The organism is Nocardiopsis coralliicola (assembly GCF_054779695.1).
In genome coordinates this window covers 40,604-57,575 of the sequence record NZ_BAAGXT010000016.1, presented here as the reverse complement: position 1 = coordinate 57,575, position 16,972 = coordinate 40,604, and the positions used below count along the sequence as shown (strand labels likewise).

At 75.8% G+C, this 16,972-nt stretch carries 17 protein-coding genes; 8 read left to right on the top strand and 9 right to left on the bottom strand.

The window, feature by feature from the left end; genetic code table 11:
- Nucleotides 1-69: 69 nt before the first annotated feature.
- Nucleotides 70-798, bottom strand: coding sequence for an SDR family oxidoreductase (locus tag ACYVGT_RS13875; RefSeq protein ID WP_460858033.1), 729 nt, complete (start codon nt 796-798; stop codon nt 70-72).
- Between the two features lie 89 nt (nt 799-887).
- Between ACYVGT_RS13875 and ACYVGT_RS13870 the strand changes: the two genes are divergently transcribed.
- The 5 genes from ACYVGT_RS13870 to ACYVGT_RS13850 all read left to right on the top strand — a co-directional run bounded on the left by ACYVGT_RS13870 (nt 888) and on the right by ACYVGT_RS13850 (nt 4,780).
- Nucleotides 888-1,307 carry a MerR family transcriptional regulator gene (locus ACYVGT_RS13870; RefSeq protein ID WP_460858029.1) on the top strand — a complete coding sequence of 140 codons (420 nt, stop codon included), beginning with the start codon at nt 888-890 and terminating at the stop codon, nt 1,305-1,307.
- 409 nt (nt 1,308-1,716) lie between these two features.
- Nucleotides 1,717-2,670 (top strand): universal stress protein, encoded by a 954-nt coding sequence (locus ACYVGT_RS13865; RefSeq protein ID WP_460858027.1) that lies wholly within the window; start codon nt 1,717-1,719, stop codon nt 2,668-2,670.
- A gap of 99 nt (nt 2,671-2,769) precedes the next feature.
- Nucleotides 2,770-3,621: a helix-turn-helix domain-containing protein gene (locus ACYVGT_RS13860; protein WP_460858025.1), complete on the top strand. Its 852-nt coding sequence runs from the start codon at nt 2,770-2,772 to the stop codon at nt 3,619-3,621.
- The gene (locus ACYVGT_RS13855) at nt 3,614-4,027 is read left to right on the top strand and encodes a VOC family protein (RefSeq protein WP_460858023.1); all 414 of its coding nucleotides are present in this window, start codon (nt 3,614-3,616) and stop codon (nt 4,025-4,027) included. Before ACYVGT_RS13860 ends, ACYVGT_RS13855 begins: the two co-directional genes overlap by 8 nt.
- A gap of 192 nt (nt 4,028-4,219) precedes the next feature.
- Nucleotides 4,220-4,780 carry a hypothetical protein gene (locus tag ACYVGT_RS13850; RefSeq protein WP_460858020.1) on the top strand — a complete coding sequence of 187 codons (561 nt, stop codon included), beginning with the start codon at nt 4,220-4,222 and terminating at the stop codon, nt 4,778-4,780.
- Nucleotides 4,781-4,883: 103 nt separating this feature from the next.
- Here the strand turns inward: ACYVGT_RS13850 and ACYVGT_RS13845 are convergent, their stop codons facing one another.
- Complete coding sequence (locus tag ACYVGT_RS13845) at nt 4,884-6,083, bottom strand: FAD-dependent monooxygenase (RefSeq protein ID WP_460858018.1); 1,200 nt, start codon at nt 6,081-6,083, stop codon at nt 4,884-4,886.
- On the bottom strand, nt 6,080-6,691 hold the full coding sequence (locus ACYVGT_RS13840; RefSeq protein WP_460858015.1) for a TetR/AcrR family transcriptional regulator: 612 nt from the start codon (nt 6,689-6,691) through the stop codon (nt 6,080-6,082). The genes ACYVGT_RS13845 and ACYVGT_RS13840 overlap by 4 nt, the downstream gene beginning before the upstream one ends.
- A 267-nt stretch (nt 6,692-6,958) precedes the next feature.
- On the opposite strand from ACYVGT_RS13840, the gene ACYVGT_RS13835 reads away from it, so the two are divergent.
- Nucleotides 6,959-7,834, top strand: coding sequence for an MOSC domain-containing protein (locus ACYVGT_RS13835; RefSeq protein ID WP_460858013.1), 876 nt, complete (start codon nt 6,959-6,961; stop codon nt 7,832-7,834).
- Between the two features lie 114 nt (nt 7,835-7,948).
- Here ACYVGT_RS13835 and ACYVGT_RS13830 read toward each other — a convergent pair whose 3' ends face one another.
- Together ACYVGT_RS13830 and ACYVGT_RS13825 are read right to left on the bottom strand one after the other, a co-directional pair.
- Entirely contained in the window at nt 7,949-9,337 is a 1,389-nt protein-coding gene (locus ACYVGT_RS13830) for an APC family permease (protein ID WP_460858011.1), read from the bottom strand.
- A 151-nt stretch (nt 9,338-9,488) separates the two neighbouring features.
- Nucleotides 9,489-10,040 (bottom strand): GNAT family N-acetyltransferase, encoded by a 552-nt coding sequence (locus ACYVGT_RS13825; protein ID WP_460858009.1) that lies wholly within the window; start codon nt 10,038-10,040, stop codon nt 9,489-9,491.
- 455 nt (nt 10,041-10,495) lie between these two features.
- Between ACYVGT_RS13825 and rpmF the strand changes: the two genes are divergently transcribed.
- Together rpmF and ACYVGT_RS13815 are read left to right on the top strand one after the other, a co-directional pair.
- Complete coding sequence (gene rpmF / locus ACYVGT_RS13820; protein ID WP_460858007.1) at nt 10,496-10,690, top strand: 50S ribosomal protein L32; 195 nt, start codon at nt 10,496-10,498, stop codon at nt 10,688-10,690.
- A gap of 157 nt (nt 10,691-10,847) precedes the next feature.
- Complete coding sequence (locus ACYVGT_RS13815; RefSeq protein ID WP_460858144.1) at nt 10,848-11,975, top strand: winged helix DNA-binding domain-containing protein; 1,128 nt, start codon at nt 10,848-10,850, stop codon at nt 11,973-11,975.
- A gap of 39 nt (nt 11,976-12,014) precedes the next feature.
- Here ACYVGT_RS13815 and ACYVGT_RS13810 read toward each other — a convergent pair whose 3' ends face one another.
- The 4 genes from ACYVGT_RS13810 to ACYVGT_RS13795 form a co-directional block, all read right to left on the bottom strand.
- Complete coding sequence (locus tag ACYVGT_RS13810; RefSeq protein WP_460858005.1) at nt 12,015-13,184, bottom strand: MFS transporter; 1,170 nt, start codon at nt 13,182-13,184, stop codon at nt 12,015-12,017.
- A gap of 182 nt (nt 13,185-13,366) precedes the next feature.
- A complete protein-coding gene (locus ACYVGT_RS13805; protein WP_460858003.1) occupies nt 13,367-14,629 on the bottom strand; it encodes a Gfo/Idh/MocA family protein in 1,263 nt (420 codons plus the stop codon).
- A gap of 71 nt (nt 14,630-14,700) precedes the next feature.
- Complete coding sequence (locus ACYVGT_RS13800) at nt 14,701-15,726, bottom strand: ABC transporter permease (protein ID WP_460858000.1); 1,026 nt, start codon at nt 15,724-15,726, stop codon at nt 14,701-14,703.
- Nucleotides 15,723-16,745, bottom strand: a complete 1,023-nt coding sequence (locus ACYVGT_RS13795) for an ABC transporter permease (RefSeq protein WP_460857998.1) — start codon at nt 16,743-16,745, stop codon at nt 15,723-15,725. The genes ACYVGT_RS13800 and ACYVGT_RS13795 overlap by 4 nt, the downstream gene beginning before the upstream one ends.
- Nucleotides 16,746-16,972 lie beyond the last annotated feature (227 nt).

Sequence of the window (16,972 nt, the reverse complement as noted above, 5' to 3'; positions counted from 1 at the left end):
CCGTGCGGCCAGGAGGTGCCCCCGCCCCCTCCAGTATCCGGCTGGGGAGTGACATCGGGCCGCTGTGTTTCAGGCGGCCTGGCCGAGCGGGCGCAGGGTGATGGTGTTGACGTCCACCCCCGGCGGCTGGTCGAGCGCCCACACAGCCGCGTCTGCCACGTGGCCAGCGGTCAGTCCGGATCCGGCCGGAGGGCCGCCGGCCGGGTCCCAGAATGCGGTGCCGACGCGGCCCGGCGCAATGAGGGTGACGCCGACGCCGTCTCCGGCCACCGCCCGGCGGGTGTTCTCAGCGAGGCCGGTGACCGCGTATTTCGTCGCCCCGTACAGGTTGCCCGGCGTCGGCACGAGTCCGGCGACGCTGCCCACCAGGACCAGCCGCCCCCGCGACTTCCGGAGCGCCGGCAGCGCGGCGCGCACCAGCAGCGCCGGGCCGAGCACGTTGGCCAGCACCATCGGACCCCAGCCGGCCGGGTCGCCCGACACGACGTCGTCGTGGGTGGCGAACCCCGCGTTGGCCACCGCGGCGTCCAGGCGGCCGAACCGATCGAGGACCGCCGCAACGGCCGCCGCCACATCGGCCTCCTCGGCTGCGTCGCCCGGCAGCACCAGGAGTTCCCCGGGGCGCCCGGCGCGGTCGGCGAAGGCGTCGAGCCGCGCGGCGCCGCGTCCAGTGACGGCGACGCGGCCGCCCTGCTTCAGCAGGCGCAGCGCCAGCGCCGCGCCGATGCCCGAAGATCCGCCTGTGACCAGGGTGGCCCTGCCGCTGCCAGGGCCCCGGCCGTTCTCGTGTGTGTTCATGCGCGGCAACCTAGGACCTCGAGCTGACTCGAGGTCAAGGCCGGGGCCCGCGGTCCGGAGCCCTCCGGGGCGCCCCCTAGCCTTCCGCTATGGACGACGCACCCGCCATGGGGATCGGCCGCGCCGCCGAACGCACCGGTCTGAGCGTGCACACGCTGCGCTTCTACGAGAAGGAGGGTCTGCTCCCGTGGCCGGTGCGCCGCGACCCCGCCGGACGGCGCGCGTACGGCGCCACCGACCTGGAGTGGTTCGCCGTCTGCTCCAGCCTGCGCGCCTCCGGCATGCCCCTTCCGCGGATCCGCCGCTACGCCGAGCTCGTCCGCGCCGGTGAAGGCACCGAAGCCGAGCGCCTGGAGCTGCTGCGCGCCCACCGCGACGACGTACGCGCCCGCATCGCCGAACTGGAGGGCGCCCTCGCCCTCATCGAGTACAAAGTCGGCTTCTACGCCGACCGCATCGCCGACGGCACCGCCGCCCGCGTCTGGACCGGCCAGCCGACGGAAGAGTGACGGCCCCTCCTGGGGACACTCGGGCGCGCGGCTGGCCCGGGCACCGGCGCGGGGCCGCGGCACCGGCGGCCCTCAGCGGCGCCGAAGCTGTGGTGACGGTCCTCCCGGTGCGGGGCAGGCCCCGTCCTGGCCGGCGCCCGCGGGCCGGGTCGGACCGTCATGCACACAGGATCGGAGAGGGTTCTTTCTTCCCGCTTTCATGGGCGGCCGCCCCGCTGTCCCGGCGGCGGTGTGCGGCACCGGAGACGCCGGTGCTCCGCCCCGATTGGCAGGATCCGGCCGGAAGCTTTGCCCGGACGCAGCGGCGGGAACCGGTGCCGCCCGCCGGCGCCGTCGTAGGCTCGTCGGGCGAGGGGCGGGCCGCGTCCCGCCCCGCCGGACCAGTGACGCGCGAGCGGGGGCGGATGCGGTGAACAGCCACGACCACAGCCTTGACACCGCGGGCGAGGCGGTGCACTCCACCGGTGAGGATGCGGCGGCCGGCGTGGTCGTCGGCGTCGACGGCTCCGAGGGCGGCCGCCACGCACTCGCGTGGGCCGCTCGCGCGGCCCAGCGCCGGGGATCGCCGCTGACGCTGCTCGTCGCGGTCAGCATGCCGCTCATCTCGGTGCCGTTCGGCTCCCCGGTCCGGCTCACCCCGACCCCGGAGGCGGCCGACCGGGCGGCGACCCTGCTGCGCGCCGAGACCGAGCACGTCACGCAGGCCTGCCCCGACCTCGAGGTGCGCACCAGCGTCTCGGCACGCGAGCCGGCGCCGGCCCTGATCCGCGCCTCGCGCACCGCCGACCTCGTCGTGGTCGGCTCCCGCGGCCTCGGCGGGGTGCGCGCCGCGTTCCTGGGGTCGGTGAGCCTGCGGGTCAGTGCGCACGGCCAGTGCCCCGTCGCTGTCGTCCCGCACGGGTTCGGCCCCGAGTACCGGCCGCACTACCGGGCCGTGGTCGGCGTCGACGGCTCTCCCGACTCCGCCGAGGCCCTGCGCTACGCGCTGGCGGAGGCTGCGCGCAAGTCCGCCTCGGTGACCGTGGTCCGCGCCTGGCAGGTGATCCCGCCGCCCGACCCGGTGATGGTCGAGATGGCGGGCTACGCAGCCGAGCGCCAGGCAGCGAGCAGCGCGGCTGCTGACGCCACCCGGGCCATGGTCGAGGAGGCGCGCACCGAGGCGACGTCGGGGGTGGAGGTGGACGTGCAGGTGGTCGAGGACCAGCCGGCGCACGCCCTGATCGCGGCCTCCAGCGGCGCCGACATGATCATCGTGGGATCGCGCGGCCACGGAGGCTTCGCCGGGCTCCTGCTCGGCTCGGTCAGCCAGACGCTGCTCCACCACGCCACCGTCCCCGTCGTCATCAGCCGCCGGCGCGCCTGACGCCGGATCGCGGCGTCCCGCCGCGGTGCCCATCGGCCGGGCAGCGTGCGGCGGTTCCTCCACCGGGCCGATCCGGGGAGCAGCGCATAACCTGGACCTGTGGAGGACGGTGACTGGGCGGTCGGGCGTCCGCACCCCGCGCTGCGGAGTGCCGTCGCGTCCTACGTCGGCTACACGACCGCGGGTGCGGCCCCGGCCGTGCACGCCGGTCTGCCGTCGCCGTACCTCACCCTCATCCTCGCCCTGGACACGCCGCTGCGCATACGGGAGGGCGCGGTCGAGGGCGGGAGCGCGGACGGCGTGCAGGCCGCCGTCGGCGGGCTGCACCTGGAACCGGTCCTGATCGACCAGACGCGCCAGCAGCGGGGCGTGCACGTCAGCGTGGACCCGCTGGCAGCGCGCGGCCTGTTCGCCGCCCCAGCGGCCGAACTCTCCGGCACGACGGTCGACCTGGCCCTCCTCCTCCCGCCCGCCCGCGTGCGCGAGCTGACCGAGCGCGCAGCCGCCGCCGTCGCGTGGCGCGACGTCTTCCGTCTCCTCGACACCGCCCTGCTGGCCGCCCGGCGCAGGAGCAGCGCCGCGGCTGCCGACCCGGAAGTGTGCCGCGCCTGGCAGCTGACCCGGGAGTCCGGCGGCCTGCTCCCGGTGCAGGAGGCCGCGCGCCGCGTCGGGTGGAGCCGCCGCCACCTGGGCGCGCGCTTCCGCGCCGCACTCGGCGTCACCCCCAAGCAGGCCGCCCGGATCGTCCGCTTCGACCGCAGCGGCGCAGCGCTGCGCGGCGGGGCGGGGCCGGCCGCGGCCGCCGCGGAAGCCGGGTTCGCCGACCAGGCGCACCTCACCCGCGAGTGGAACGCGCTCGCCGGCGCCACCCCGGCCGCCTGGGTCCGCACCGAGCTCCCGTTTGTACAAGCCGCCGGCGAGGGGCCGCGGCATGATCGGGACTATGAGTGAGAACACGATGACCAGTACGAACACCGCGGCGCCCGGCGTGTGGCCGTGCTTCGGGTTCCGCGACGCCCAGGCGGGGCGCCGCTTCCTCTCCGAGGCGCTCGGCTTCACCGAGTCCTTCGTCGCCGAAGGGGCGGACGGCCGCGTCGAGCACGCCGAGTACCTGTGGCCGGAGGGCGGCGGCGTCATGTTCGGCAGCCTGAATCCCGGCGAGAGCGCGGGGACGGCTGTCATCTACATCGTGACCGCCGACCCCGACGCCGTCCACGAGCGGGCACGGGCCGCTGGAGCGGAGATCGCCGCCGCTCCCTACGACACCGACTACGGCTCACGCAACGTGACCGTGCACGACCCCGAGGGCGGCAGCTGGACCTTCGGCACCTACGCCGGAGCTGCCGCGCAGGGCTGACGCCGCGGCGGGCGCCCCGGCGCCGCCGTGTCCCGGCGCCGGGCGCCGCGGGCGTCCGGCACCGGCCACAGCGGGCCCGGCCGTGAACTCTCCGGGACGCGGCGGCGTCCGAACGGGCAGAGCAGGCCGCTCCGGGGGATCCTCCGGAGCCCGCGGCAGCAGAGCGCTGCACTGGCCTGCGGGGAGGTCTGCGTGTACGAGCGTCCGCTGCTGTTCATCGATGTCGACGGGCCCCTGAACCCGTTCCGGTCGACGCCGGAGGGCCGGTCGAGCGCCTACCGGGCCTACCGCATGCTGCCCGACTCGATGGCGCTGGCCCTGGGCGCCGCGCTCCCCGCGCCGCTGACCGTCGTCCTCAACGCCGAGCACGGTGAGCAGATCCGGGCCCTTCCCTTCACGCCGGTGTGGGCCACCACCTGGGAGCACGAAGCCAACGAGTGGATCGGGCCGCGCATCGGCCTGCCCGAGCTGCCGGTCGTGGAATGGCCGCGCCCGCTGCGCGGCGACCCGTCCGGCCTGCACTGGAAGACCCGCACGCTGGCGGACTACGCCGGCCGCCGCCCGTTCGCCTGGATCGACGACGAGACCGGAGCCGGAGACCGCTCCTGGCTCGCGTCGCGCCACGCCGCGCCCACTCTCGTGCTGGGCGTTGCGCCGGAGACCGGCCTGCTGCCCGCCCACTTCCGCGCCCTGCGCGCCTGGGCCGAGGGCCCGGCCGCGGAATCCGCGGAGCCCGTCGCCGAGCCGGCCTGACAGAGCTCGGCGGGGCCGCGGACCGGACCGGAGTACGGGCCGGGCGGCGTTCGGGGAGCGGATCGGCGCGGCCGCTGCGCGGTCCGCGGCCGACGCCGCCCGGTCAGCGCCCGAGGTCCAGGAGGGGTGCGGCCGCTGCGGCCTCGCTCACGGCACGGGTCGGCTTGCCCGAGAGCGACGTCGCGATCCACCGGTCCACCCCGGGCAGCGCCGACAGCCGCACGGCCGCGCGGCGCAGCGCCAGCCGGGTCCGCGAGTCGGGCAGGAACCACTCCGCTCCGCGGCGGGCCGAGCGCTGCCGCTCCTCCACCGGCGGCCGCCACACGCGCTCGAAGTGCGCGAAGGCCTCCTCGGGGCGATACCGCGCCAGCGCGCCGGCCAGCACGAAGGCCCCGCCCACCGCCAGCGAGGCGCCCTGCCCGGCCAGCAGTGACACCGCCTGGCCGGAGTCGCCGAGCAGCACCGTGCGGCCCCGGCTCCACCGGTCCGCCGACGTCTGCGCCACCACGTCGTAGTAGACCTCGCCGGCCGGCGGGCACCGGTCCAGCACCTGCGGCACCACCCAGCCCAGGTGCCCGTAGGCGGCGCGGAGCGCCGCCCGGGGGTCGGCGGGCACAGCGGCCTCGGCGGTGCGGTGCACGGCGAAGACCGCGACCCGCCCGTCCGGCAGCCCGTACAGGCCGATCTGCGCGCCCAGGGTGTCGGTGAGCAGGAAGCGCTCGCGCACCTGCGCGTGCAGTTCCGGGTCCCGGAAGAAGTAGGCCGCCGTGTGGAAGCCCAGGCGGTGCAGGTAGTCCTCCTCCGGCCCGAACACCAGCGAGCGCACCGCCGAGTGGATACCGTCCGCGCCGACCAGGACGTCCGCGGTGGCCGCTGAGCCGTCGGACAGCTCGACCCGTACCCCGTCGCCCCGGTCCTCCACCGCGACGGGCGCGGTGCCGTAGCAGAGCTCCACCTGGGGCGGAAGCCACTCCCGCAGCGCGCGCTCCAGGTCCGGACGCAGGATCGACACGAGCCGGCCGCCGAACGCCGCCGCATAGGAGTCGAACCCCAGCGAGGCGCGGGCCCGGCCGCGCCCGTCGACGAAGGCGGCCTCCTCGAACCGGTGGCCGAGCTCCCGGATGCGCGGCAGGATGCCGAGCGTCTCCGCGGCCTCGGCGCCCGGGCCGAAGAAGTCGATCATGTACCCCTGCGGCCGGGGCCCGGGTGCGCGCTCGACCACGGTGGTCTGCACGCCCGCGCGGCCCAGGCAGCCGGCGAGGGCGAGGCCGGCGATCCCGGCCCCGACGATGAGAACCTTCACGGGTGTACCCCTTCCGTCTGCCGGGTGCCCGGATCCGCGGCCGGCTCAACCGCGCGGCGGAGGACCGGAACCACCGCCGCCGAGGTCAGGCCGGGATCGAAGGCGCGGTGCAGCATCATGCCGTCGAGGCAGGCGACGATGACCGCGGCGGTCCGCTCGGGGTCCGCGGTGCCCGCGGCGGCGAGCCACTCGGCGACGCCGGCCCGCATCTGCTCCAGTGCGCCGGTGACCGCCGCCCGCAGCTCCGGGTCCCGGGTGGCTGCCAAGTAGGTCTCGGTGAAGACGTGGCAGGTGGGATCGTCGCCGGAGTAGGCGTCCAGTGAACCCGCCAGGAGGGCGACGCCGTCGCCGGCGCCGCTGCCGGGCAGCGCGGCCAGGCTCTCGTCGAGCACCTGGCCGATGGTCTGCAGCGCTGCGGTCCGCAGCAGTGCCTGCAGGGAGGCGAAATGGTAGTGGACGAGGCCGGGCGCGACGCCGGCCCGCTCGGCGACGCTGCGGGTGCTGACCGCGCCCCAGCCGCGCTCGCCGATGAGTGCGGCCGCCGCCGCCAGTAGCCGGGCGCGCACGTGGGCGCCCCGCTCTGCGGAGTGCGCTGCCGACGGTGCCATGGATCCGCCTCTCGGTGGAAGGCCGTGCGCCCGGGCCCGCGGCGGAGGCCGCGGCTGCCCCTGCGCGGCGGACCGCGCCGGTGCCCGAGTCGCTTGGTCGGTCGTACCGGTCGATCGACTTGGTCGAACGACCAATTCCAGTGTGTGCCGCGCAGACCCGCCACGTCAAGGGCGCGGCCGGAGCGGGACACCGCAAGCGCGGCACAGCGCACGATCGGCGCCCCCCGGGGGAGCCCGGACGCCCCGTTCCGCGGTAGCGTCGCCTGCATGGCACGAGTCGCGGAGCTGGTCGTCTACCCGGTCAAGGGGTGCGCGGGAACGCGCGTCGGGTCGGCCGAGGCCGGTCCGCGCGGCCTGGCGCACGACCGCGAGTTCATGGTCGTCAGCGGCGCCGGCAGCCGCAGGGGCCCCGACGGGGAGTTCCGCAGCCAGCGGCGCGATCCGGCGATGGCGCGGATCGCGCCGCGGATCACCGGCGGGGGAGCGGCACTCGAACTGGCCGCGCCGGGCGCCGGCTCCATCGCGGTCCCCACCGCCCAGGACGGGCCGCTGCGCCCGGTCGTCCTGCACGGCGCGCCCTACACCGGAGCCGACCAGGGGGACGCCGCCGCGGAGTGGCTCTCCGATGTGCTCGGCGCGCCCAGCCGCCTGGTCCGGGTGCCCCGCGGCCACGACCGCATCACCGGCGGCGCAACACCGGGCAGCGCGGGCTTCGCCGACAGCACCGCTCTCCTGATGGCGTCGCTGTCATCGCTGGACCTGCTGAACGCCCGCATCGGCGAGAGCGGCGGCGCGGCGCTGCCGATGGACCGCTTCCGCCCCAACATCGTCGTCGACGGATGGCCCGAACCGCACACCGAAGACCGGGTGCGCACCGCGGCCGCCGGCACAGCGGAGCTGGGCTACGCCAAGCTCTGCATCCGCTGCGCCGTCACGACCGTCGACCAGGAGCGCGGCGTGAAGGACGGCCCGGAGCCGCTGCGGGCCCTGGCCGGCTACCGCCGCGCCGCAGAGGGCGGTGTCGCCTTCGGGGCGAAGTTCGCCGTCACCGCCCCCGGGCGGATCGCCGTCGGCGACCCCCTGGACGTCACCTCCTGGGGCGCCGTCGAGCCTGCGCTGGCTGCGGCACTCAGCGGGGAGTAGCGGGCCGGCCTGCGGGGCGCGGCCCTGCCCGGCAATGGGGCGGACGCCGCGGCGCCCGCCCCGCCCGACCGGATTCCGGTCGTCCGCGCTCCGTGCGCAGCGCAGACGGCGCCGTCACCCCTCGGCGGCGCCTCCACCGGCGGCCCGCTTCGCGGCGAAGTGGTTGACCAGCCAGAACACCACGCCGATGCCGAGCAGTGTGCCCGCAATGGCGTACTCGGCCAGCGGGCGCCCGGTCAGCGGACTGGCGAAGTAGGCGCAGGTGATCGCTCCCAGTACCGGCGCCCACGTCGGGGCCCGGAAGTGCTCGTGCCCGACGGTGTCCTTGCGCAGCACCAGCACGGCCACGTTCACGAACGCGAACACCACGAGCAGCAGCAAGGAGGTGGTGCCGCCGAGGCTGGCGATGTCCACCGAGCTGACCAGCACGATCGCCAGGGCGCTGGTGAACAGGATCGACACCCACGGGGTCCGGCGCAGCTCCAGCACCTTGCCGAACGCGCGCGGGATGATCCGCTCGTTGGCCATCCCGTACAGCAGCCGCGACGCCATCAGCATGTTGATCAGCGCGGTGTTGGTCAGCGCGAACATCGCGATGACGGAGAACGCCACCGGCGGGAACCAGGGCAGCGCCGCCTGCACCACCAGCAGCAGCGGCCCGTCCGACTCGGCCAGCTCCTCCGTGGGCACCAGGGTCGAGGTGACCACGGCGATCACCACGTAGATGAGCGCGGTGACGGCCAGGCCCAGCAGCACGATCCTGGGGAAGGTGCGCGACGGCGCCTTGGTCTCCTCGGCCATGTTCACCGAGTCCTCGAAGCCGACCATGGCGAAGAACGCCAGCGCGGTCGCCGAGGTCACCGCGAGGAACGGCGTCGTCTCCGGATTGAACTCCAGCAGCCGGCCCGGGTCGGGCTGGATGGCCGGGTCGCCGGAGCCGCCGAAGATCGCGAACGTGCCGGCCACGATCACCAGGACCAGGCCGGACACCTCGATCAGGGTGAGCACCACGTTGGCCTTCACCGACTCGCTGATGCCGCGCAGGTTGATGCCGGCCAGCAGGAGCAGGAAACCGATGGCCACCGCGAGCGAGGGCACGTCGGGGCCGAAGACCGCCGACAGGTAGTCGCCGCTGAAGCCCTGCGCGGCCGAGGACGCCGACGTGATGCCCGAGCACATGACGGCGAAGGCGACCATGAAGGTCAGGAAGTGGATACCGAACGCCTTCTGCACGTACAGCGCCGCGCCGGCCGCGCGCGGGTACTTGGCGACCAGCTCCATGTAGCTGAAGGCGGTCAGGAAGGCCACCACGAAGGCCACGATGAACGGCAGCCAGAGGGCGCCGCCCACCTTCCCGGCCACCACACCGGTCAGCGAGTAGACCGTGGTGCCCAGGATGTCGCCGATCACGAACAGCAGCAGAAGCCTGGGCCCGATGACCCGTTTGAGGGGGGTGCCGCCGGTGTCCGCCGGCGGCCCCTGCCGCTCCGTCGCATCGCTCACGTTCACTACCTCGGATCCGTCGTCCGTTTCTCCGATGAGCGGAGCGTACGGCCGCGCGCGCCCCGCGGTAAGAGGCGGGAGGCGGCAGAGCGGTCCGCAGCCGTGCGGCCCGGGGCCTTCCCGGCTGGACGGCGCGCCCGTTCTGCGCTGTTCAGGACGGCGCGCCGGAGCGCGCCCGCCTCCACTCGCCGGCGAGGAGGCCGAGCACGGCCTCGTCGGCGAACCCGCCCATCACCCACGCCGAGGAGCGCCGCACGCCCTCGCGCACGAAGCCGTTGCGCTCGGCGGCCCGCAGCATCGGCGCGTTGTCGGTGAGCGTCTCGATCTGGACCCGCTGCAGGCCGTGCACGATGAACGCGTAGTGGCACAGGACGGCGACGGCGTCGGTGCTGTAGCCCCTGCCGCGGGCACCGGGCAGCAGTCCGAGCCCGATGTGGGCGGACCGGTGGTAGGTGTCGATGTCCCACAGCGTCGCGGCGCCGGCGAGGGTGCCGCCGGCCAGCTCGACGATCGAGAACTTGACGGTGTCCGCGCTGCCGCCGTCGGCCGCGAGCCGCGGGTCGCTGGAGGGGTTCGCGATCGGCCGCCACGGCCGCCCTTCAGCGCGCGCCGTGTCGGTGATGCTGCCGTAGAGCTCGTCCACCAGGACCGGGATGTCTTCTTCGTGGCGGGCACGCAGCCCGATCTTCTCGCCCTTCAGCATCTGCCCGTCCTACCGGAGCGGAAAGGAAGGCGGCAACCGGATATCCGCGCTGCGCCGCGAGGGTGCGCTCGCACGGGGGCGGCCCGGGAGCGGCGGAAAACCGCTTGCCGCGGCCTGCGAGCCGGCTGTTAGCGTGCCCGCGTGATGAGCGAGAGCGACCACCCGGTCGCGGATTAGCGGCCCCGCCCCGGCCCCGTGCGCTGCGCGGGGCGGATTCTGCGTGCCCGTGCCCGCTCTCCCCTCCTGTATCTCCCATGTCCGCCGTTGCGCGCCCCGTCCGGCGCCCGCCCGCCCTGCGGCCCGCCAGCCCCTGCCGGCCGCCCGCAGCAGTCCTCCTCTCCGTCCGCCCCGAGGTGGGGCGCGACCCGCCGCGGTCCGCTCCGCCCGCCCTGTTCCGCCCGGGCGGAACAGGGCGGGCCCGGTGCACGTACGGCCCACCTCGACAGGAGAGAAGCATGTCCAGTTCCATGTTCCGCCGGCGCTCGCGGGCGCGGGTGCGCAAGCACCGCGCCCACTGGCAGTCGGCGATCCGGGTGCCCGAGCTCGTCCGCTGCCCCGAACCGGGCTGCGGGTCCCGCAAGCCGGCCCATCTCGCCTGCCCGGACTGCGGCCGCTACAACGGCCGCCCGGTCCTCCAGGACCGCCGCTGACCGCGCCCTGCCCGCCCTCCCGGGCGGGCAGGGCCCGCTCCCGCGAGAGGCAGCGGCCGCCGGCGCTGCGAACGGGAAATTGCGGACAGCCAATGTCCGCGGCCGCGCCTAGGATCTGCGGACAGCGGGACGAGGCGGAGGAGTCCGAGTGGAGTCGATGACGTGGCGGCAGGCGATCGGGCGGCGGATCGAGCGGCACGGGCTGGGGCGCGCGTTCCACGAAGGGCCGGCGGACGCGGTGCGGGCGATGTGCGGCGCGCACGCGCAGGTCCAGTCGGCGGGGGAGGTGTCGGTGGCGCTCCGCCTGCACGAGGGCACCCGCGCTGCGGTGGCCGCAGCGCTGCGGGACGGCACACTGATCAAGACCTACGGCCCGCGCGGAACCGTGCACCTGCTGCCGGCCGCCGACCTGCCGATGTGGACCGGGGCGCTGTCGGCGCTGCCGGCATCGGCCTCGCCCGGCCGGAGCTACGTGGACGCCGCGCAGGCCGCGCAGATCCGCGCCGCCGTCGAGGATGCGCTCACCGGCGCCGAGCTCACCGCGGACGAGCTCACCGCGGCCATCGCGGAGCGCGTCGGCCCCTGGGCCGCCGAACGCACCATGCCCGCCTTCCAGGGCTACTGGCCGCGGTGGAGGTCGATCACCCACCTGCTGGCCCACCAGGGCGCGCTGTGCTTCGGTGCGCCGCGCGGCCGCAAGGTCACCTACACCAGCCCGCGCCGGTTCGCGGAGTCCTTCGCTCCGATGGGCGGCGACGCCGCCCTGGCCCGGCTGCTCGCCGACTACCTGCGCTCCTACGGCCCGGCGACGCCCGCGATGTTCGCGCGCTGGCTGTCGGCTCCGGCCGGCTGGGCCGCGCAGGTGTTCGCCGCGAACTCCGGCGCACTGGAGGCGGTCGACGTGGAGGGGCAGGAGGCGTTCGCCGTCGCGGGCGACACCGCGCCCGGGGAGCCGCCCGAGGGGGTCCGGCTGCTGCCGTACTTCGACGCCTACACCGTGGGCAGCCACCCGCGCTCGGCGGTGTTCCCGGGGCCGGCGGCGGAGCGGGCGCTCAATCGCGGCCAGGCCGGCAACTTCCCGGTCCTGCTCGTCGACGGCGTCGCGGCCGGCGTGTGGCACCAGCGGAAGTCCGGCCGCCGCCTCACCGTCACCGTCGAACCGCTGCGCCCCCTCGGCGCCGCCCGCCGCGCCGGCCTCGAAGCGCAGACGGCCCGCCTGGCCGCCGCGCAGGCTGCCACCGCCGACCTGGCGGTCGGCACGGTCGAGGTCGGGCCGCACGCCTGAGGGCCGCCCCCGCCCCGCCGCGGCTCTGCCGCGGCCAGGTCAGGCGGGCGTCGGCCGGCGGCCGGCCGTGCGGGCCGCTGCGGCGAAGAGCGCAGCGGCGCCCAGCCCCGCGGCTCCTGCGGCGATCGGCAGCACCCCTGCGCCCGCCGTGGCCAGGACCGCGCCGCCCACCGCGCCTCCGGCCGCCACGCCCAGATAGGTGCCGGACGTGTTCAGCGCCAGCGCCTGGGCCGAGACCGGCCCCGCCAGGACGTGCAGGCGCGCCTGCACCGCCGGGGAGTTCCAGAACGCCGCACCGCCCCACAGCACCGAGACCGGCACCAGCGCGGCCACCGGCACCGGCCGCAGCGCCCAGAGCACGGCCAGCGCCGCCATCGCGACCACGATGGCGGCGACGCCGGCCAGCAGGGTCCGGTCCGGGCCCCAGCGGTCGGCGGCCGCTCCGCCGGCCCAGATGCCGGCCATGCCCGCCAGGCCGGAGAGTGCGAACAGCGCGCCGCGGGCCGCGACATCGGCCCCTGACGCCCCGGCAGCGAACGGCGCCAGGTAGGTCAGCATCATCATCGAGCCCAGCATCAGCACCAGGTTCGCTGCCAGGCCCAGCGAGATCGGGGCGCGCGCGAGCACCGCGAGCTGGGCGCGGACCGGCAGCGCCTGCGGGCCGGCACCGCGCGGCAGCAGCGCCGCGAAGCCGGCGGCGGCGGCCGCCCCCGCAACCGCCATCACCGCGAAGGTCGCGCGCCACCCCAGCGCTCCGCCGATCCAGGTGCCGGCGGGGACGCCGAACGCGATCGCCCCCGTCACGCCGAAAGCGACCGCGGCGACCGCGCGGCCGACCCGGTCGGGCGCTGCGAGGCCGGCCGCGGTGGCGAAGAGCGCCGGAGTGGCCGCCGCGGCGGCGAGCGCCGCCACGACCCGCAGCCCCATCAGCGCGGCATAGCCGGGTGCGGCTGCGGCCGCCGCGTTGGCCAGGGTGAACACCAGCGCCGCCGCGGTGAGCAGGGTCCGCCGGTCGCGATGGGCGGTCAGCACGGCCGCGACCGGAGCGGCGAGGGCGACGGTGGCGGAGAAGACGGTGACCAGCTGGCCGGCGGCGGCCTCACTGGTGTGCAGGTCGGCGGCGATCTCCGGGATGACGCCGGCGATCACGTAGTCGTCGGTGTAGAAGACGAGCGCGCCGAAGGCGAGCGCGAGCAGCCAGCGCGGCATGGGTACCCCCGGGGAGCGGAGACAGCGGACCGCGCGGTGCAGAAGCGGTGCGGCCGCCAACGTAGCAGCGGGGCTCCGCAGCGGGGCAACGGGTTTTCCGCGGACCTCTGCGCAGGTGGGACCCGGGAGTAAGGGCCGCGACCGCACCCCCGGCGGAGGGTGCGGTCGCGGCGTTCGGGGGCTCAGGGCTGCCAGGTGCCCTGGGCGACGGCGGGGGTGAAGGCGGCGAGGGCGGCGCTGGTGGCCGGGTCGGTCAGGTCGATGCGGCGGCCCTGTTCGGCCGACATGTAGGCCGCGGCGAGGATCCGGGACACCTCCAGGCCGTCGTGCAGCGTCTCGTCGGGTGCCCGTCCGTCCAGGAACCGGCGGGCCATGTGCCGGTTCTCCTCGGTGTAGCCGTAGGCGCCGGCCTCGTCCGCAAGCACCGGCATCAGCCCGCCCTCGGCGTTCTGCTTCTCCACCAGGTCCTCGCCCGGCTTCCCGGCGATCTCCCGGCTGAGGAACACCGACGCCTCGGTGTCCAGGCTGTTCACCGCCATCGCGTACTCCGGGCCGAGGAGCTCGAAGCTCAGCCGCAGCCCCGCGCCGACGTAGCTCCACGACGTCGTGCCCTCGCAGACGGCCTCTTCGCCGTCGCCGTTGCGGAACACCACCGTGGCGCGCGCGTAGTCCTCCGAGGGCCGCGCCCGGTAGTCGACCCCCGCTCCGTAGCGGCGCACCAGCTCGTCGGCGTAGGAGGGCCGCGACCACTTCAGCGACGCGATCGTCGCGTCCACGCTCACCGGCGTCAGCCACTCCGAGGCGTCGGCGCCGGGCGGCGTCAGCAGGAACCGGCCCGCCTCCACGCTGTGGCACATCATGTCGCTGAGCACGCCGCCGCCCTGCTGCGCGCCCTGCCAGAACCAGTCGCGGTGCGGCCCGGAGTGCTCCTCGGCGCAGCGCGCCAGGTAGGGGTTGCCGGCCGCCGACGCGCCGCGCGCCCACACCAGCTCGTGCGCGCGCACCACCCCGGGCGCGAACACCTGGTTCTCCAGGTAGCCGTGCAGCAGCCCGGCCTCCTCCACCAGCCGCAGCACCTCGCTCGCCTCGGCCACGGTGCGCCCCAGCGGCTTCTCCAGAGCGATCCCGGCCAGCTGCGCGCCGGCCCGCACCTCTTCGCAGATCGCGCGCACCGTCTCCACCCGCACGTGGTTGGGCGTGGTCACCCACACCGCGTCCACCCGCGGGTCGCGCACCATCGCGCGCAGGTCGGAGTAGGCCGCGGGGTCGCCGACGTCCAGGCTCCGGGCCAGGTCCGCTGCGCCCTGCACGGTGGCGGCGGTGCGGCCGCAGACCGCGGCCACGTCGGCGTCGCGCACGCCGCGGAACGAGCGGATGTGGAAATCGGCGATGAAGCCGCTGCCCGCGATGCCGACGCCGAGCCGGCCGGTGGCCTGTGCTGTCACGTTGCTGTCTCCCTCTGTGGTCGGACTCCTCCGGACGCCGGCCGCGGCGGGTCCCCGCACGGCCGCGGAGGTCATTGGCGCAGCCGCCGCTGGCGGCCGTAGGCGGTCAGGACAGCGATGAGCACGGCGCCGTAGATGATCTGGCGCGGCGCGTCCCCCCACTCGCCGCCGCCGATCTGCAGGATCCGCAGCAGCGAGTCGAGGACGGTCAGCAGGATCGCGCCGACCGCGGTGCCGAGGTAGCCGCCGACGCCCCCGATCAGCGCCGTGCCGCCGATCACGGCCGCCGCGACGCTGTTCAGCATGTAGTCGGTGCCCAGGCTCGTGTAGACGTTCGCGGAGTAGCCGAGCAGCAGCAGCCCGCCCACGCCCGCGAAGAACGCCGAGAGCACGTAGGCGGAGAACTTCACCGCCGCCGTGTTCACCCCCGACAGGTAGGCGGTCTCCCGGTTGCCGCCCACCGCGTACAGCCGCCACCCGAACGGGGTGCGCCGCAGCAGCCAGACCACCAGCACCGACAGTGCCAGCCACAGCCACAGCACGCCCGGGACGCCCGCCACCGTGTCGCCGGTGACCATCGAGCGGAGCAGCGGTGCCGCCGAGCCCTCCGGCCGGCCGCCGGTGTAGAGCCGGATGAAGCCGGTCACCACCGCGATCATGCCCAGCGTCATCACCAGCGGCGGCACCCGGAACACCAGCACGCCCAGGCCGTTGACCGCGCCCACCAGGCAGCAGGCGGCCAGCGCCGCGGCGACCGCGGTCGCGAAGCCCTCGTTGGAGCCGTCCATGAACCGGGAGGCGACGATCGCCGACAGCGTCGCCGTGGCGCCCACCGACAGGTCGATGCCCTCGCCGCCGGCGATGATGACGAGCGTCTGCCCGATCGCGATCACGCCGAGGAACGAGGCGACCGTCAGCAGGGTGACGACCTGGCCCCAGCTCGCGAAGGACGGCGAGACCACCGCCGCCACCGCGAACAGCGCGACCGCCAGCGCGGCGGAGACCACCACCGGGTCGCGCAGCAGGCGCCGCGCGAGCGGCGGCCGCGCCGGAGGGGCGGCCGGCGGCGCCGGCGGGGGAGTCAGGGTGGCGCTCATCGGGTCCCTCCCGGTCCGGTGCTGCGGGCGCCGCGGGCGGTGAGCAGCCCGGCCAGCGCGATGGCGGCGATGATGATGCAGCCGTAGACGAACTCGCGGGCGGTGGTCGGCACGCCGGCGAAGAACACCAGCCCCTGCACGAGCGAGAGCACGATCGCGCCGAGCAGCGCGCCGCCCACTCCGCCGTAGCCGCCGCGCAGCCGGGTACCGCCGATGACCAGGGCCGCGATCGAGCCCAGCGTCAGTTCGGTGCCGAGCGTGGGGTCGCCGGCGCCGGAGTCGGCGAGCAGCCAGACGCCCGCCAGCGCGGCGATGAGCCCGCCGAGTGTGTAGGAGGCGACGCGCACCGCCGACACGGGGACCGCCGAGCTGTAGGCCGCCTCCGCGCTGCCGCCCACCGCGTAGAGGTACTGGCCCAGGCGGTGCCGGCGCAGCACCCGCCATGCCAGCCACAGCACCACGAGCAGCACCGCGGGGACGGGGACGAACGCCAGGACCACCATCCGGTAGGTCTCGGTGAGGATCGGCGACGCGGTCCCGCCCGGCTTCGGCAGCACCAGCAGCGCAGCGCCGCCGAAGATGAAGCTGGTGGCGAAGGTGGCCACGATCGGCTGCAGCCGCAGTACCGCCACCACCAGGCCGTTCAGCAGGCCGCAGGCGGCCCCCGCCGCCAAGCCGGCGGCCAGCGCGAGCGGCAGCCGCGCGTCGTCGCCCTGCATGAGCACCACCGACACCGCCGAGGACAGCGTGACGATCGTGCCGATGGACAGGTCGATCCCGCCGCCGAGCACGATCACCGTCTGCGCGGCGGCGATCGTGGCCAGCGGCAGGAAGGTCGCGAAGCTCGCGGTGAGCCCGTAGGGCGAGAAGAAGCCGGGCTGCAGCGCTGCCGAGGCTGCCACCGCCGCGACCAGCAGCACGCCCACTGCGACAGCGGGCATCCGCGCGCCCACCAGGCGCCGCCCTGCGTCCACCACCCGCGCTCCGCCGGGCGGAGTGTCCGTCGTCGGAATCGTCATCGCCGTCCTCGCGCTGTCTCGGTCCGTTCCGCCCGCTCTCCGCCCGCTCCGGACCGCAGCGCGCTGCGCGACCCTGCGGTGCCGCGCCGCGCCTGCCCGGCGCCGGCGGGCCCCGGACGCCGAACGGCTCCGGGCGGGGCCTGATCGCCGGCGCGCCCGGTGCGCGCCGGCTCGTCGGGCGGTAGGACGGCGGCGCGGCCGGCCTGCGCCTCTGCCCGGGCCGGGAG

What these genes read in the sequence shown, in the direction of transcription:
- ACYVGT_RS13875 (WP_460858033.1), bottom strand. Translation starts at nt 798, where the DNA reads ATGAACACACACGAGAACGGCCGGGGCCCTGGCAGCGGCAGGGCCACC.
- ACYVGT_RS13870 (WP_460858029.1), top strand. Translation starts at nt 888, where the DNA reads ATGGACGACGCACCCGCCATGGGGATCGGCCGCGCCGCCGAACGCACC.
- ACYVGT_RS13855 (WP_460858023.1), top strand. Translation starts at nt 3,614, where the DNA reads ATGAGTGAGAACACGATGACCAGTACGAACACCGCGGCGCCCGGCGTG.
- ACYVGT_RS13840 (WP_460858015.1), bottom strand. Translation starts at nt 6,691, where the DNA reads ATGGCACCGTCGGCAGCGCACTCCGCAGAGCGGGGCGCCCACGTGCGC.
- ACYVGT_RS13835 (WP_460858013.1), top strand. Translation starts at nt 6,959, where the DNA reads ATGGCACGAGTCGCGGAGCTGGTCGTCTACCCGGTCAAGGGGTGCGCG.
- ACYVGT_RS13825 (WP_460858009.1), bottom strand. Translation starts at nt 10,040, where the DNA reads ATGCTGAAGGGCGAGAAGATCGGGCTGCGTGCCCGCCACGAAGAAGAC.
- rpmF (WP_460858007.1), top strand. Translation starts at nt 10,496, where the DNA reads ATGTCCAGTTCCATGTTCCGCCGGCGCTCGCGGGCGCGGGTGCGCAAG.
- ACYVGT_RS13815 (WP_460858144.1), top strand. Translation starts at nt 10,848, where the DNA reads ATGACGTGGCGGCAGGCGATCGGGCGGCGGATCGAGCGGCACGGGCTG.
- ACYVGT_RS13810 (WP_460858005.1), bottom strand. Translation starts at nt 13,184, where the DNA reads ATGCCGCGCTGGCTGCTCGCGCTCGCCTTCGGCGCGCTCGTCTTCTAC.
- ACYVGT_RS13800 (WP_460858000.1), bottom strand. Translation starts at nt 15,726, where the DNA reads ATGAGCGCCACCCTGACTCCCCCGCCGGCGCCGCCGGCCGCCCCTCCG.
- ACYVGT_RS13795 (WP_460857998.1), bottom strand. Translation starts at nt 16,745, where the DNA reads ATGACGATTCCGACGACGGACACTCCGCCCGGCGGAGCGCGGGTGGTG.